General features: G+C 56.8%; 16 protein-coding genes and 1 other RNA gene. 10 read left to right on the forward strand and 7 right to left on the reverse strand.

What is annotated here, in order from left to right; all coding sequences use genetic code 11:
* The first annotated feature begins 2 nt into the window (after positions 1-2).
* The 4 genes from HDF15_RS02695 to HDF15_RS02710 all read left to right on the forward strand — a co-directional run bounded on the left by HDF15_RS02695 (position 3) and on the right by HDF15_RS02710 (position 2,518).
* The gene (locus tag HDF15_RS02695; protein WP_184252721.1) at positions 3-299 is read left to right on the forward strand and encodes a 4a-hydroxytetrahydrobiopterin dehydratase; all 297 of its coding nucleotides are present in this window, start codon (positions 3-5) and stop codon (positions 297-299) included.
* A gap of 448 nt (positions 300-747) precedes the next feature.
* The gene (locus HDF15_RS02700; RefSeq protein WP_184252722.1) at positions 748-1,524 is read left to right on the forward strand and encodes a DoxX family protein; all 777 of its coding nucleotides are present in this window, start codon (positions 748-750) and stop codon (positions 1,522-1,524) included.
* Positions 1,525-1,634: 110 nt separating this feature from the next.
* Positions 1,635-2,072, forward strand: coding sequence for a CYCXC family (seleno)protein (locus HDF15_RS02705; protein WP_184252723.1), 438 nt, complete (start codon positions 1,635-1,637; stop codon positions 2,070-2,072).
* A gap of 26 nt (positions 2,073-2,098) precedes the next feature.
* Positions 2,099-2,518, forward strand: a complete 420-nt coding sequence (locus HDF15_RS02710) for an EamA family transporter (RefSeq protein ID WP_014265564.1) — start codon at positions 2,099-2,101, stop codon at positions 2,516-2,518.
* 49 nt (positions 2,519-2,567) lie between these two features.
* Here HDF15_RS02710 and HDF15_RS02715 read toward each other — a convergent pair whose 3' ends face one another.
* Both HDF15_RS02715 and HDF15_RS02720 read right to left on the reverse strand, forming a co-directional pair.
* Positions 2,568-3,071, reverse strand: a complete 504-nt coding sequence (locus tag HDF15_RS02715) for a hypothetical protein (RefSeq protein WP_184252724.1) — start codon at positions 3,069-3,071, stop codon at positions 2,568-2,570.
* Between the two features lie 81 nt (positions 3,072-3,152).
* A complete protein-coding gene (locus HDF15_RS02720) occupies positions 3,153-3,932 on the reverse strand; it encodes a VOC family protein (RefSeq protein WP_184252725.1) in 780 nt (259 codons plus the stop codon).
* 121 nt (positions 3,933-4,053) lie between these two features.
* Here HDF15_RS02720 and HDF15_RS02725 point away from each other — a divergent pair, with 121 nt between their 5' ends.
* The 3 genes from HDF15_RS02725 to ssrA all read left to right on the forward strand — a co-directional run bounded on the left by HDF15_RS02725 (position 4,054) and on the right by ssrA (position 6,167).
* Positions 4,054-4,707 carry a TetR/AcrR family transcriptional regulator gene (locus HDF15_RS02725; RefSeq protein ID WP_184252726.1) on the forward strand — a complete coding sequence of 218 codons (654 nt, stop codon included), beginning with the start codon at positions 4,054-4,056 and terminating at the stop codon, positions 4,705-4,707.
* A 133-nt stretch (positions 4,708-4,840) separates the two neighbouring features.
* Positions 4,841-5,698, forward strand: a complete 858-nt coding sequence (locus HDF15_RS02730; protein WP_184252727.1) for an alpha/beta fold hydrolase — start codon at positions 4,841-4,843, stop codon at positions 5,696-5,698.
* 115 nt (positions 5,699-5,813) lie between these two features.
* Positions 5,814-6,167, forward strand: a transfer-messenger RNA (tmRNA) gene (gene ssrA / locus HDF15_RS02735).
* A 166-nt stretch (positions 6,168-6,333) separates the two neighbouring features.
* Here ssrA and HDF15_RS02740 read toward each other — a convergent pair.
* From HDF15_RS02740 to HDF15_RS02755, 4 genes are all read right to left on the reverse strand, one after another.
* On the reverse strand, positions 6,334-6,660 hold the full coding sequence (locus tag HDF15_RS02740) for a transposase (protein ID WP_184252859.1): 327 nt from the start codon (positions 6,658-6,660) through the stop codon (positions 6,334-6,336).
* Positions 6,579-7,016: a transposase gene (locus HDF15_RS02745; RefSeq protein WP_260330797.1), complete on the reverse strand. Its 438-nt coding sequence runs from the start codon at positions 7,014-7,016 to the stop codon at positions 6,579-6,581. The genes HDF15_RS02740 and HDF15_RS02745 overlap by 82 nt, the downstream gene beginning before the upstream one ends.
* Positions 7,017-7,087: 71 nt before the next feature.
* Complete coding sequence (locus tag HDF15_RS02750) at positions 7,088-8,890, reverse strand: serine hydrolase (RefSeq protein WP_184252729.1); 1,803 nt, start codon at positions 8,888-8,890, stop codon at positions 7,088-7,090.
* Positions 8,891-9,194: 304 nt separating this feature from the next.
* Complete coding sequence (locus HDF15_RS02755) at positions 9,195-9,980, reverse strand: TIGR03435 family protein (RefSeq protein ID WP_184252860.1); 786 nt, start codon at positions 9,978-9,980, stop codon at positions 9,195-9,197.
* 669 nt (positions 9,981-10,649) lie between these two features.
* On the opposite strand from HDF15_RS02755, the gene HDF15_RS02760 reads away from it, so the two are divergent.
* A complete protein-coding gene (locus HDF15_RS02760; protein ID WP_184252730.1) occupies positions 10,650-11,696 on the forward strand; it encodes a hypothetical protein in 1,047 nt (348 codons plus the stop codon).
* A gap of 388 nt (positions 11,697-12,084) precedes the next feature.
* On the opposite strand, the gene HDF15_RS25685 is transcribed toward HDF15_RS02760, so the two are convergent.
* Entirely contained in the window at positions 12,085-12,405 is a 321-nt protein-coding gene (locus HDF15_RS25685) for a hypothetical protein (protein WP_260330784.1), read from the reverse strand.
* 77 nt (positions 12,406-12,482) lie between these two features.
* Between HDF15_RS25685 and HDF15_RS02770 the strand changes: the two genes are divergently transcribed.
* Together HDF15_RS02770 and HDF15_RS02775 are read left to right on the forward strand one after the other, a co-directional pair.
* Positions 12,483-13,868, forward strand: a complete 1,386-nt coding sequence (locus HDF15_RS02770) for an amidohydrolase family protein (protein ID WP_184252731.1) — start codon at positions 12,483-12,485, stop codon at positions 13,866-13,868.
* A gap of 114 nt (positions 13,869-13,982) precedes the next feature.
* Complete coding sequence (locus HDF15_RS02775) at positions 13,983-15,299, forward strand: hypothetical protein (protein WP_184252732.1); 1,317 nt, start codon at positions 13,983-13,985, stop codon at positions 15,297-15,299.
* Positions 15,300-15,563 lie beyond the last annotated feature (264 nt).

Genomic DNA, 15,563 nt, shown 5'->3' on the forward strand with positions numbered 1-15,563 from the left:
CCATGCAAAAGCTGAATGAGCAGGAGTTACGGGATGCAGTCGCCGCTCTTCCCCAATGGAAACTGGAAGAGGGAAAGCTGGTTCGAGACTGGAAGTTCGCAGATTTCATCGCGGCGATGGAGTTCGTGGACCGCGTCGCCGTCCTGGCGGAGGCCGCCGGACACCATCCCGACATCGATATCCGCTACAACCGGGTGCGGCTGGCACTGGTAACCCACGACGCTGGAGGCATTACCGCGAAGGATGCGGACATGGCTGCCAGCCTCAATGAGGCGCTCGGAACCAAAGAAGCGGCCTAAAATGATGAAACAAAAAATCATTAGCTGATGCGACGAAACAGCATTGAATGAATGCAACCAAAAACTTTCTACAGTTTTCTACATATTTTTAGAGTGCCGATGCAAATATTTGTACATTTGCAAATTCCCGTGCTAGGATGTTTCAAGAGTGAACCCCACAGGGGCGACTCTAAAGATTACTCGGACGGTCGGAAGTTTCGTTCGAGAGCAAGTTGCGTCACTGGCCTCCCGGCATGGACAAAATACCGTTCATGCCGCCTTTTTTCTTAAGCCGAATGTGACCTCAATCAATAGAATTTAGATCTTCACTTCCCCCAACAATGTCATCTCAGCCGAAGCCTTACGGTTTTATGCAGTGCGCAGCGGAGAGACCTGCTATTTATAGCTGCTGGCGATAGAACAGTTTCCCTGTAGATTTAGAACCGGAACGCGACCGGAGGATAGGGCGATGCGCATTGCAAGTGTGGGTCATGCGGTGTTTGCGACGACCATGATCGCCCTTGGCATCCTGGGCCTGATCAATAGCAATTTCGCCCTGGTATGGCAGCCGGTACCCAGAAGTGTGCCAGCCCACGAGGTCCTGGGCTATCTCTGCGCCTTCCTCTCCCTGGCCTGTGGCCTGAGCCTGCTCTGGGAACGCGCGGCCCCCACCGCTGCACGGGTGCTGCTCATCTATCTCCTGCTTTGGTCCCTGCTGATGAACGTGCCCGACATCTTTCGCGCACACGCTGCGCTAGGTTCCTGGTTTGGCTGCGTTGAGGCTGCGGTAATGGTAGCCGCCGCTTGGGTACTGTATGCCCGGTTCACCGGAGATTGGAAGAGGCAGCGCCTCGGTTTCGCCACCGGCGACAGAGGGGTGCGCATCGCGAGGGTGCTCTACGGACTGGCTTTGATTTACTTCGGCACGGCTCATTTTGTCTTTCTCAAAGAGACTGTCGCGGACGTGCCTGGCTGGCTACCATGGCATGTGGCGTGGGCGTACTTCACGGGCGGGGCCTTTATCGCGGCGGGCTTGGCGGTGCTCGTTGGGGTGTATGCACGGCTGGCGGCTGCACTCTCGACGTTGCAGATTGGACTGTTCGTGCTGCTGGTGTGGGTACCCATCATCGCGGCGGCAGGCCCCAAAAGCGCCTTCCAATGGAGCGAGACCGTCATCTCCGCGGCGCTGATGGCCGGCGCATGGGTAGTGGCGGATTCCTACCGTGCATACCCTCGCTCGCAGTGAACAAACGCTAGCACCTGTTCTGCGGCTGATAGGGGCCATGACCCTATCAGCCTGTAATGCTCCTTGCCCACCCTTTTACGGTTGACATGCCAGCGGTTATGATCGGAGCTATGAAGCGTCTCCTCGGTTGTGTCGCCCTGGTCTTCGTCACGTTAGCTGCCTCAGCTCAGTTCTCCGACCCCGCAAACGACGTTCCTGCCTACAACGCGGCACCTCCAAGCCACCCCCTGCCCCCGATCTTGAAGGGAGCACAGCTCACCGGCCCCAACTTCTCTCATCCCTTTCAGGTCACGGCCTACAAGATGGCCGCCAAGATTCCCGGTGTCCTGCACCAGGAGCCCTGCTACTGCCACTGCGATCGCGCGATGGGCCATAACAGCCTGCATAGCTGCTTTGAAGTAACCCACGGAGCCGAGTGCGCCACCTGCATGAAGGAAGGCGTGTACTCCTATTTGGAGACGAAAAAGGGCCGTACGCCAGCCCAGATTCGCGCCGGCATCGAACGTGGCGAGTGGGAAAAGATCGACCTTGAAGCCATAACCATGTAGTTTCTGCAAACTGGCGGCGATGAACTATGAGCTGGATCTTCTGGGCAATTCTCTCCGCCGTCTTTGCCGCAGGCACTGCCCTGCTCGCCAAAGTAGGCGTCGAGCATATCGACAGCAACCTCGCCACGGCGATCCGGACGACAGTCGTCCTCTTCTTCACCTGGGCCATCGTTCTCGGCCTCAATGCTCATCGTGGACTGCCTGCCATCGAGCGGCGAAGCTGGATCTTTCTGGTTCTCTCCGGCTTATGTACAGGGCTGTCGTGGCTGTGTTATTTCCGGGCCCTCCAACTCGGTCCTGTAAGTGGCGTCGCACCCATCGACAAGTTAAGCGTAGCCATCGTCATCGTGTTTGCGTGGCTGTTTCTTGGAGAAAGCCTGACGCCGATGAAGATCCTTGGAGCCTCGCTCGTCACTGCTGGCGCACTGGTCCTGGCCTTCGCGTAACGCAACTCCATGCAGCGTTGATTCGCTAGACGAGGCTGGCGGGTCGTAGCTATATCGAGCCTGCAGCGTTTTTCCTGAAACACAAGAGCCAATAGAGAGCGGCAACGTGGGTGATCATGAGCACGGGCACATAGAGGATCGGAACAACATAAGCGGAACTCAGTTGCCCCGCTACCGCAGGGAGGCCGACGCGGGTGGCGTGGTAATAGTCGATGAGGATATCTGCCATGCCAACGAGATTAAAGGCAGCGACTAAAGACCAGAACAGCGGGCGCACCCTTGTTGCAAGAAGCGCGAGTATCGCCAGCACTCCTGTGGCGAAGTCTCCATAAGCAGCAAAGGTGGCGAAACCAGCGGGCAGATTGGGTCCCACGACTCCCGGAAGGATAAAGACGAGTCCGAAAAAGCGAAAGCTATGAATTGTGGCGATGATCCGCTGCGCTTCGAACGTTCCCATCGACTTGAGTCTTGGCAAAACATACGTCCTGAACCAAAGCACGCATGCGACATATCCCAGGGCGAGTTGCACAGGAAAAAGAACTTCCGGTGACATGAAAGGGCCTCCTTTTCTTCCGGCGGTTGGTTCGATGATCTGTGCTACTGTTTCGCGCGCGCAGCCTTGATCAGGACGCTGTTACGATTTTGGCCCCTGCATCAAAGCAAAGTGGCCGTTCTGATCGTCTGTGGCCTGCAGAATGCGTGAGCCTCCGGGGACGTCCATTGGTGGCAGAAGGACTTTCCCACCGGCATCGATCACACGTTTCTGCGCGGCCTCGATATCATCGACCGTAAAGTAAAACTTCCAGTGTGGCGGGATGCCTTCGGGAATGCCGGGGCCTTTGCGAATCATCATTCCACCGGTATAGAGGGGTTTGTCGGTCCGGAAGGTTTGATAGGTGCCCAGGGCTCCCATGTCGTGCGCATAGTCCTTCTGCCAGCCGTAATGCTTCGAGTAATAATCAAAGGCTTTTGCCGGGTCATCGGTGAGCAATTCATGCCAGCCCACGTTGGCCACTGCCATTTGATCCAAACGTGGCGGAGCATATTGCTTGCCAGGTTCAAAGAGCAGGTATTTCACCTTTTGCGGATCCATCACGACAGCGAAACGGCCGACGCCGGGAATGTCCTGAGCGGGCTTCACAATGGTTCCACCATCGGCTGTTACAGCCTTTAGCTCTTCATCAAGCTTTGCGGTGTGGATGTGGCCCATCCATTCGGGAGGCATCTCAGGCGCACCTGCTCCAGCCCAGGTCATGATGCCGCCAACATCTTTGCCGTCTTTACCGAAGAGCATGTAGGAAAAACCGGGCATGCCGGCGTCCTTGATGTCCCACCCGATAACCTTTTTATAGAAGTTGACTGCCTTGCCCATGTCATTGGTGACAAGCTCGTACCAAATGAATCCGTCTGCCATTTTGCACCTTCCATTTAGCGACGTATCGCCACAAAGTGAACACCGTCCACATACCCTACCACCATAAGTGGATGATGTCCACAATCATTCTCACCGCGGTACACTCTTCTTTGAATAGACAATGAAAAAGAACGTCACCACTGAGAAACGCAAGACCTTTCGTCATGGCGATCTGCGTAACGCACTCGTCACAGCCGGACTTGAGATGGCCCATGCTGGAGGGCCCAATGCAGTCATTCTGCGTGAGGCCACGCGGCAGGCAGGCGTTTCTCCGAATGCGGCGTACCGGCACTTTGCCAGCCAGGCTGAACTGCTGGATGCGGTACGGTCAGCATGTTTGTCGCGGCTAGCTGCTGCGATTGAAGACGAGATGAAGAAGCAGCGTCCAGGACGCGATCCGCAAGCATTTGCACGAAAGAGTCTGCGTGCGGTGGGTATAGGGTATCTGGGATTTGCGATGAGAGAGCCGGGGATGTTTCGCACGGCTTTTTCGGTTCCACCAGCGGTTGATTCCCCTAACCCGGCGAATATGGCGTCCATGGGGTTGAATCCGTTTCAACTGCTCTCGCTGGCGCTCGATCACATGCAGCAGAGCGGCCTGCTCAGCAAGAAGGATCGCAAAGATGCGGAGTATCTTGCGTGGTCGTCCGTTCACGGGTTGGCACTTTTGGTGCTTGAAGGACCGCTACATAAGATGCCAAAGGAGATCGTGCTGGCGCTGGGCGAGCGGCTGGTGGTGATGGTGGAAAGAGGCCTGGCTACCCAACCGCTATGATGTTGCGCGAGAAGACTGGAAAGGACCTACCTCAATGAACAGCACACGCAGGTTTCCCCTGGTGACCTTAGTGATCGCTTTGATGACCGCATCACTTTCAATAGCTTGTCTTGCGCAGCGAAAGGAGCGTCCCATGGAACACCCCATTGCCTATCGCACGGTGCAGGTCGATGGGCTGTCTATCTTCTACAGAGAGGCCGGACCGAAAGACGCACCTACCCTTCTTTTGCTGCATGGCCTTCCGTCGTCCTCGCGGATGTTTCAGCCGCTGTTGACAAGGCTTGCGGACCACTACCACCTGGTCGCGCCCGATTATCCGGGCTTCGGGCACAGCGACTGGCCGGACCCGAAGCAGTTCGACTACACCTTCGACCACATCGCCTCCGTCATGGACAGCTTTACCAAAGCACTGGGTCTCGAGCACTACACCCTTTACATGCAGGACTACGGTGGACCGGTTGGCTTTCGCATGGCCCTGGCACACCCCGAGCGGGTACAGGCTCTGATCGTCCAGGATGCGGTCAGTCATAACGAAGGTCTCGGGGCAAACTGGGCAACACGGCGGGCCTTCTGGGCGGACCGGCCTGCGCACGAAGCGGCGTTGCGCACCAACCTGCTGTCGATGACAACAACGAAGACGCGCCATATCGGAGACGACCCGAACGTCGAGCTCTATGACCCGGATCTTTGGACCGATGAGTACGCCTTTCTGAACTCTCCGGGGCAGGCACAAATCCAAACGGATCTCTTCTACGACTACCGGACTAACGTCGAGGATTATCCGAAGTGGCAGGCATGGATGCAGAAAACCCAGCCCAAACTACTGGTCCTTTGGGGAAAGCACGATCTTTCCTTCGATGCCGCTGAACCTGAGCGTTACCGGAAGGACGTTCCGAAGGCCGAAATCCACGTTCTGGACGCTGGGCATTTCGCTTTGGATACCAAAGCAGACGAAATCGCTGCGTTCGTCAGTGATTTCGTGAAGAAGTAAGGAGCATTCTTCCGGTTTCAGTTCACGAGTGAACCTGAGGATCAGCGGGCCTTATAATGGAAGTAGTTCTTTGACAGCGCTGCATGATGCAACGCTCGAAGCTTCTCCAGCATATGGGGGCGTCACGGCTTCGACGGGATTGCTAGCGGCAGAGAGGCATGCCGGGGTGTGGACACCCGTAATCGCTCACAAAACTATAAGTGCCGAACCTCAATTCGCGCTTGCTGCTTAATTAATTAAGTAGCCGATCGCTCAGGCTTCGCCTACGGGCTTGTACCGATCGTCGCACAGTAGGCTGGCCCAAGGAGTTCCGTCTGGACGCCAAGGGCGAGACCAATCAGGCTGGTGGTTGACGCGTCTTCGTCCGTTCCAAGCGTCCGCCACGAGACAAACGTGAACCGGAAAAAGCATGAAAGCTCTCTGTTGACTGTAGTTTCGGACGCGGGTTCGACTCCCGCCGCCTCCACCACTTCTAAGTCGTTTACTGTGAACGACTTACCTTTTAGGGCAATAAATTGGTCGGTTTTTTGTACGTGATTTGTACGCCGTCCAATTTTTGACCCACTTCAAAGACCCAGCACAATCCAGGTCTGAAGTGGGGGAGCCCTGATGCTGCTTCCGTTTTTACCCGCCACTCAGCCGATTGCAAATACGCCGGCGACCGCAGCGTTCGATGCGATTTCTCTGTTTGTAAAGGTCTTTGTCGTATTCGCGCTGCACCTTCCGGTTGCGTTTGGGCGGGTGACAACCACCGCGCCCATGGCGGCAACGTGCTCGACGATTGCGTCGCTGTCATAGCCCTTGTCGGCCAGCACATGGCCGGTTGTCCGCTCTCCCAACAGCGGGATGGCTTGGGTGCAATCGTTGGCCTGTCCCGCCGTTACGTCGAAGTCCACCGGCAGACCCTGCTCGTCGGCCAGCAGATGGATCTTGGTCGACAAACCTCCTCGGGAGCGCCCCAGAGCCTTGTCGGAGCCCCCTTTTTGCGGCCAGTGGCCGCCTGCTGATGCGCCCGCACGATCGTCGAATCGATCATCAAATACAGGTTCTTCCGGTCGCGCAGCAGTTCATGGAAGACCTTCTCCCAGGCGCCGCTCTTCGCCCACCGGCTGAAACGCTTATGTACACTCTTGTACTTGCCATACCGTTCCGGCAGATCGTGCCAACGAGCTTCTGAACGCAGAACCCACAAAACCCCGTTCACAAAAATACGGTTGTCACTGCCGTTCGTCCAACATGCTCCACTCGCCCAGGAAGAAAGCCCTTGATCTTTTCCCACTGTACTTCGCTCAACTCGTAACGACTGATTCCCATCCATCCACTGCAACAAATCTTCGACTGCACGCAAAGTCTATATGTCGATACGCCCTAGGCTGATCGCTTCGGCGGTCAGCTTTTCTTTTTGGTGAAACGGAAGTTCTGGATGCGGCCTGCGTCGAGGATGAAGCCGGAGACGTGGCCGGCGGGGTCGCGGGTGAATCTTATTTTGCCGATGTCGCCGACGAAGACGTCGGGGATGGCGGGGCGGAGAGCGTCGGGGCCGCTCTTTAGACGGGTGAGAACGATCTGGCCGTTCTGCGCAGCCATGCGGTAGACGGGGTCGATCTCTTCGCTGGTGTAGTCGCCGGCGTAGTCGGCTATTTCGGCGGCGGTGAGCGGCGCGGGGTTGACGGACTGGAACGGTGCGGACTTGCCCCCATCGAAAGACTGCTCCATGCTGCGCGGCCTGGCGGCTTCGGCGGCGATGAAGTGGAGGTCGATCTGGTTGCCCCAGGGCTCGTCGGCCACGTGGAAATGGGAGGGCGCGAACTGGACGAGTTCGTGCCAGTCGTCGCGATTGACGTCGAGCAGCAGCTTGCCATCCTTAATGATTACTTTGGCGAACTGATCTTCACCGTCCCAGTAGTTGCCGGCGATGGCTTGTTTCTGCTGCGCGGTCAAGGGCGGCAGTGCTGCGTTTGCTGTGTCCTTTGCGGACTTGGGCGGCACGGGTTTGAGCTCTTTCGCGAGGACGATGTCGGCGACTTTGCGGACCAGATCGCTGGGATTGGTGTCGGCGAAGTTGCAGAGGGCGGACGCGGAGAAATGCTGCTCGGGGAAGCGCGTCATATCGGAGCGGTAGCCGGCGTCGCCGCCTGAGTGGTCGACGGTGGGCAGGCCGCGATAGGTGCCGATGGAGAGGCCCGAGGCGTAGTCCTGAAGCTCACCGGAGTTGAGCTTGCCGCGCTCGACCATCTGTTGAATAAGCTCGGCGTTGCCGACGCGGGGATGGTAGAAGTTTTCGTCCCAGAGCTGCAGGTCTTCAACGGTGGTGTGCAGGCTGGTGGCGCCCGCGGTGTCGAAGTTGGTGAGGTTCATACGGAAGGGCTTGCCGGGGCCGTCCTGCTCGTAGCCGAGGGCGTCGTGCTTGATGATTTCTTCGTGGTCGTCGCGGAAATGGGTGTGGGTCATGCCCAGGGGCGCGAAGATGTTTTTGGTGGTGAACTCGCGGAAGCTCATGCCGCTGACACGGCTGACAATGACGGCGAGCAGGGTGAAGCCAGTGTTGGAGTAGAGGAATTTTTCGCCGGGCTTGTAGTTGAGATCTTTCTGGCGGGTGACGACGGATAGGACGTCGCCGTCGGTGATGAGGTCCTGCGAGTAGCGCCAGCCGGCAAGGCCAAGCAGCGACCATTGGTCGCGCAGGCCGCTGGTGTGGTGCATCATTTCGCGCAGGGTGATGCGCTGGCCGAAGGCGGGGAGCTCGGGGATGTATTTGTGGACGTCGTCGTCGAGCGATAGCTTGCCCTGCTGCTGCAGCAGGAGGATGGAGAAGGCCGTGAACTGCTTGGACATTGACGCGACGTGGAAGACGGTTTCCGGGGTGATGGTGACGTCGTCGTTGAGGTTAGCCATGCCGTAGCCGTGCTGGTAGACGATGTGGCCGTCCTGGTAGACGCCGAGGGCGCAGCCGGGGGAGTCGGTGTGGTCGTACTGCGCAAAGATTTTGTCGATCTGGGAGGTTGTTTCCGGCGCGAGGGTCTGCGATTGGGCGACGGCCGAGGCGAGAACAAATGCGGGCAGGGCGAGGAGCGTGGAGAGGCGCTGCATGATGGGTCCCTCTGGAGATGAATGGATTGGGTAAAAATCGATTCGGACAATTCTCACAAGATGGGAGCGAGCGCGCAAGGGCTGGAGAATGCATAGACTCAATGAGATCGGTCAATTATTCCAGGCATAAGAACTTTTCGTGGAACTCTTGGGGATACCTCACGAAACGGGTAGAGTCGAGATGTGACGCGGTGGTTCAGGACTGGCTGTCGTTTTGCTAATTAGTTGGCACATTCTTGTGCGGATGATCTGGCACACTATCGTTCCTGACCTGGCTCGGGGATCCCGAGGAGCGTCTGAATCCTAAACTTCCAGCAGGAATGCGCCTGCACCACACATTCTCCTAGCCAGTGCGCCAAATAATTAGTTCAGAAGTGTGCCAGATAATGAGACAACAACACTTCACTCAATTAGAGGTCGGGCGATCTATGTGGTCGATGACGAAGTATTGAACGGGGCCTTTTCCGGCGACTAACTTGAGGCCCAGTTGGTCTTTAAGGGCTTCAAAAAGTGTGGGGCGGTCGCGAGCTTCTGGGGAGAGCTGGTCGAGCTGCTCCTGCGGGAGACCTGGCGGCAGGAAAGATAAGGTGAAGTCGTAAAAGCCGGTAAGCCCGGTCAGGTCCACGACCGGGCGCTCGTCGTCCTGGAGGTTCTGGCTGAGTAGCCAGCAGAAGTAGGGCATGGGGACGCGGTGGCCACTCCAAACGCCTATGCTGCTGAAAGTCATAGGCATGTCGTCGCTCTGGGGCTGATCGTTGACCTTCATTTTGCTGCCGCTTTTGTCGATAGTTAGGACGTAGGCGTTTGCTTCCTTGGTCTCGATGTGGAACTTGAGGTGGAAACGGTCGACTAGCATATTCTGAAACATGGTATTGAGGTCGTCGACGGTACGCTTTTGATCCGCCTTCGCTTCCACATCGTAGCGATCGTCTTTGAGCCAGCTTGGGCCGCCGATAATCTGCCGCGCCGGAATCCGATACATGTAGGCGATCAACATCTTCACCGGAACATAGGTCGCCATATAACCATCGGCGCGCGCCTTGAGGTCCTGATAGCCATGCTGTATTGGTAATGACGGGCGGATGGATGCAACATCGAATGTAAGCCTGGGCTGACCGGACGGTGGAGTTGGCGTTTGCGCATAGCTGGCAGATGCAATGACGAGTACGGTGCAGAGTGTTAGATTTTTCATCCGTGCCCCATATGTAAAGTCATCGCCTGCCACTAAATCCATGCTGCCCCAAATGTTGGACGGCTACCAAACCGAAACGTACACCTGCCTGGACGGTCAACAAATTGACAATTGCGAATGTTCCCGCAGATGTATAGTCCGCCGCACGACTGCAAGGGAAAGCTAAGGGCGAATGACAGATCTGCGCAAATGCATTCGGCCCTTGAATGGAGATTCGAGTCTCCTGGCTATGAATGAGTTGCGCTGCGTGCTCTTCCTGATAAACGGCACGATCATGAAGGAGCCGCTTTAAAGGATCACCTCAAGAAAGTACGCTGAGGTCGGGTTAGCTTATGTAAGTCATTCATAATCAGAAGGATAAAATCCGGTATTACGTTCCTGTTTGCCTGATCAGCATCCGTCATGAGCGCAATCCTAGTGCACGCGCGTTCGCCGGGATTTCCGCATCATACCCTTCGAGGGTGCAGCAGCCCTTTCACCCCGCTGTTATACGGTTATACGGTCGAAATTCTGGAGATTCATCTGCAACTGATGGCGGTGGCGACCGATAGATAACTCACGACTGACTGTGTGCATGTTTATTCAACGGCTAACCTCGGGTTGGACCGATGGAGATACTGCGACTTTCAACTTTAACGCTACACACAAACCAGCATCCGGAGGAGAAAAATGTCAGAGCAATCCACCCTGGAAATCATATCGAGCGACGACTCGTGGACCGGCAACGAATCAATCGCGCTGCTATCCGCCGACCATGGCAAGATTAACCCGCGGACTAGCGCCACACCTGCTGTGGCCTACTTTTCCGACAGTCTGTTGTTCACCTATTGCTCCTACGACGAAACCAATGTCATCTGGCAATGTCTTTACAAGGACAACATCTGGAAAGAGGATGTCGTGGAGACCATCAACAACAAAAAACTCTACACCAGCAATGGACCAAGCCTCGCCGTATTCAATGAAACACTCTACATGGCCTATCGCTCGTCGATCAAAATCGACGGCGAGTATCCGATCATGCTGACGACGCTGGCCTCTCCCACTAAGCAATGGCAGGATGGAAAGTTGATTAGCATCGGCGGCAAAAATCTGCCGACCGATCACGCGCCCTCGCTGACCGTGCAGGGCACCGGAAGTTCAGCGACTCTGTGGCTTGGCTGGCAGAAGGACAGCGACCTCTTCACAGCAACCTTTGATGGAATAACCTGGACCAATATGGGCAAGATCGAGAAAGTCGCCTCGAACGGAACGCCACAGTCGGATTACGGACCTACGCTGTGCGGCTACGGCTATAGCGTGATGGTCATTTTCAAGGCACGCCACGGCGACGAACTGATGTGGGCCTCCTATAACGTCATCACTAAGGAATGGAGCGGCAACGAAGACATCAAGGACAAGCGTGGCGAATTTAAAACCCCGAAGTCTAATGTGCCGCCCGGTATCGCGTTGTACAACGGTTCAATGTACATGACCTACAAAGGCGAGAAGTACAAAGAGATCTACTGGGCAATGCTCACCGACCAGGCGTGGTCTGGCAACAAGCAGATCTACGAATCCTCGAATATCCAACCGGAAACCGACTCTACTACCGGCATGACGACCGCCTTACGAAACGGTGAATGGGTGCTGATCTTGGCTAATAAGGGTGACGGCAAGGACAAAGAAGGCCAACAGATCTACGTGTCCCAGCTGAAGATTAACAAAGCTACCCCGTAACATCCTCCATCGTGCGGCCGAGGCATTTGCTAGAGCAGTTCTCGTATTGATGTGAAGTGGATAATCCCTGCGAGTGCTGTTTTTCTTAGGGAAAAAGAACGTATAGACCTGTAGTTCGCTATACACCTTTACGGGAACTGCTCTGGGGTAATCGCTATTGCAAAAACCTGCAAACGAAAAGGGCTCAAGATCAAAATACGGAAAGTCGATGGGTCCAACCTGAACTTCGCTAGGACCACCATCTGCGAGAACTAAGGGATCCTTTGCCATTACATTAAGAGTTATCTCCATTCACATTCAAGGTCGCCCTCGACAATCACGACGCATCTCCTGAAAAGTTTTGCGCAGCTCGTGATGGCATCCTCGTTGGCGACCCCATCGCTGGTGACTAAAGCCCCAAGTTATCGTTCACCGCTACCTCGATCTCCTGCTCGGAGCCAAGGTAGCGTTCGGTCGTCTGAATCGAGGAGTGTCCGAGCAGAAACTTGATCTGTTCGATCTTTCCGCCATTCTTGCGGCAGAGCTTCGCGCAGGTACGCGGCAGGTGGGGCAGGAACGAGACTGTTACCGGCTCAATACCATCGCCGGCGCCAACCTCCCAGTCTTCCAGAATATCGCCGCATTCAACGCCCCAGACAAAACACCATCGGCCACCGGAACGCACCCTTTGCGCAGTAGCGAACGGTAAATGGGTCCACAGAAGGTCCACGGAAAGTTTGTTACCGCCCCGTTGCAAACGAGCTCTGATCCGGGCCGAATCCTATTGCCTCCAATTACTATGGATGCGTGCAGGCCCTACAAAAACTTCTCTTCTCTCTGCCACTGTGGGCACTTGCCGCTCAGGCGCAGACCCTTGCCATTACCCACGCCAACGTCATCGACACGGTAAGCGGCGCCATCCAATCCGACACAACCGTCGTCATCGATGGCAATCGCATCACTCGCGTGGCGCACAGCACCCGGCGCACCCCCAAGGCTGCACAGGTCATCGACGCGCATGGCGCATATCTCATCCCCGGTCTGTGGGATATGCACACGCACGTCTACTTTGACAGCACCGCTGCCGATGGAACGGATATCGTGCTGCCACTGTTCCTGGCCAACGGCATCACCGGCATCCGCGACATGGGCAGCGCACTCGATCCTGTGCTTCACGCCCGCGACGAGATCGCCGCACACCGTCTGCTCGGCCCCCGCATGGTCGTCTCCGGCCCCATGCTGGATGGCCCAACATCGCATTACCGGGCAGCCATTGCCATCACCACTCCTGCAGATGGACGACAGGCGGTCGACATGCTGCACAGCCGTGGCGTGGACTTTATCAAGGTCCAGTCCGGCGTTCCCCGTGAAGCGTACTTCGCCATCGCCGACGAAGCCAAGAAGGTGGGCATCATCTATGAAGGCCACGTTCCAGATGCTATCCGCGCCTCGGAAGCTGTCGCCGCCGGCCAACACACCTTCGAGCATCTGATCGGCATCTTTGAGGCCAGTTCTCCGGACGAGACCAAGTACCTTACCGGTAAGAAAACGGTGGGCATGTTCCTCGCTAGCTACGACCCCAAACTGGAAGACAACATCATTCAACTTCTGGCGCAAAAGCAGGTCTGGCAGTGTCCGACTCTCTTCTGGGAGCGGGGGCAATGGCTGGTCGACGCGATCGACTACAGCCAGGACCCTGATTTGGCATATGCTCCTCGCTCGTGGGTGGAAAAGCATTGGCCCGCAGCGCAAAAAGGAATCATGAACACCCTCGACGTGGATCCGCTGCCGGTGCGCAAAGAGTTTGTGCTCCACGAATTGGAGATTGTTCGCAAACTCCATGCTGCCCATGTTCCGTTTCTGGCGGGCACGGACACTCCCGCGGGCGTGGATGTGATTCCTGGCATCAGCCTGCATCTGGAGCTACAGCGGTTCGTCGCGGCTGGCTTTACTCCGCTCCAGGCGCTACAGACGGCTACGCTCAATCCAGCCAGGTTCCTCAACCGGCTCGATGAGTTTGGAACGGTCCAGCCCGGCCGGATTGCCGACCTCGTTCTGCTGGATGCGAACCCTCTGGTGGACATCGCCAATACGCGCAAGATTGAGGCGGTCGTCAGCGACGGTCGCTATCTGTCGCAAGAAGATCTCACGCAGCTTCAAACCAAGCTCAAACAGCTCGCAGCCACTCGATAGAGCATCGACGCGCTGGCCACAGCCGTTGGGGCGGGCTCTCAGCCCTTGATGACGCTGGATGCTGGTTGCCCGGCCTTTATGGGGAGCAGAAATACAGTATGCTGGGGGGCGTCCATGAAAAAGCTTCTTCGCAACAGTCTGGTGTGGTCCCTGGCGCTCGCAGCACCTTCGGTGGTACTGGCTCAAAACACGGCGACCAAGGATGCGGTTTACTATCCGGCGGCTTCCGCGCTGCAAACGGAGACCGACGAATATACGAGATATGAACTGCTGTCTCCGGAGACAGCGAGCTTCAAAATCTACTATGAAGTGACAGCAACGACTGCGGGTGCAAGATTTTTTTATAACCCGATCCGCAAAGGCAGCGTGGCCAGTGACGAAAGCGTCTTTGACGCCATGGGCGGCAAGCCGTTGCACTTTGAGGTGGTGAGCGGCGCCGAGGCTCGCAAGGATGCGTCGATGGCGGACGCAGATCTGGATACCGAGTACATCAAGGTGACGCTGGCGCGCCCGGTGCCGGAGCATGGGCAGGGGCGGGTCATCATCGTCAAGACATATAAAGACGCCAAGAGCTACTACTTGGATGGGAAGGCGATCGTCTTCAAACGGCCCTTGGGCATCCAGCGCGATCAGGTGGTGTTGCCGATAGGGTATGAGGTGGTGAAGCTGACCGTGCCCTCGCAGATCCTAACCGAGAACGACGGACGGATTGCGATCAGCTTTCTACATGCAGGGGCGGGCGAGGCTCCGCTGGAGGTGCGCGCGGTGAAGGATGCGCAGACCGGAGCAGCGGCGTTGCCCAAGACTTTGACGAATGAGCGCAGCTGGGAGTCGCCCTTTGCTGGAGAGACCGAGCAGGACCGGCTGTCGGAGCGGGCCAGGCAGAACAGGGATATCGTGTACTTCCTACAGCAGCCCGAGACCCATGCCTTTAGCCTCTATCACGACTACACCGAGAGTCGCGCGGGCGTGAATGGCTATGCCAATGTGGTGCGCCCTGGCAGCCTGGCCAGCCATCCTTCGGCATACATTCTGGATACGGGCGAGCAGTTGAAGGCGGAAGAAATGAGTGGTGCAGCGATGGCCGCGTCCAGGATCAATACCGGAGAAACGGTGGCGGCGGACGCACAGGTCGTGGTGATTCCCTTTGCCGCGGTACAGACAGGGCAGACGCTGCGGCTGCGCATTGCCGAGACCTATACAGCTCCGGCGAGCTATCGGATAAATGGCGACGAGTTGGTGTTCGATCGCAGCCTGGACCGGCCACGCAATGCGGTAGTGTTGCCCTCGGGCTGGTATTGCACGGGCAGCGCTGTTCCGGCGACGGTGAGCCAATTGCCAGATGGAAGAGTGCGGCTGGACTATTGGGATGACCGTCCGGAGCCTGTGGATGTGTTACTCAAGGCCAAGCGACGCGTTGGCGCAGAGTGAGAGTGTGCTCTCGGCAGACCGCTACAGGCTGAACCGTACTCCGTTATCCCACGCGGGCCTCCCGTATCTAGATCAGGTGCGCCAACTGAGTGCGTCCCGCATTCCGTAAGGTAAATCCATTTACGCATATAGGAGAATCAATGATTCTTCGCACCAGGACCGTCGCAGCGCGCCTCCTCTCTAACCTGCATTGCGCTGGCGACTGCGGCAGCTGCGATCGGTCAACTGCCGTCCCAAGCGCCGTCCAAGGCTACCGATCAACTC

This window comes from Granulicella mallensis (assembly GCF_014203225.1).
Lineage (GTDB): Bacteria > Acidobacteriota > Terriglobia > Terriglobales > Acidobacteriaceae > Granulicella > Granulicella mallensis_A.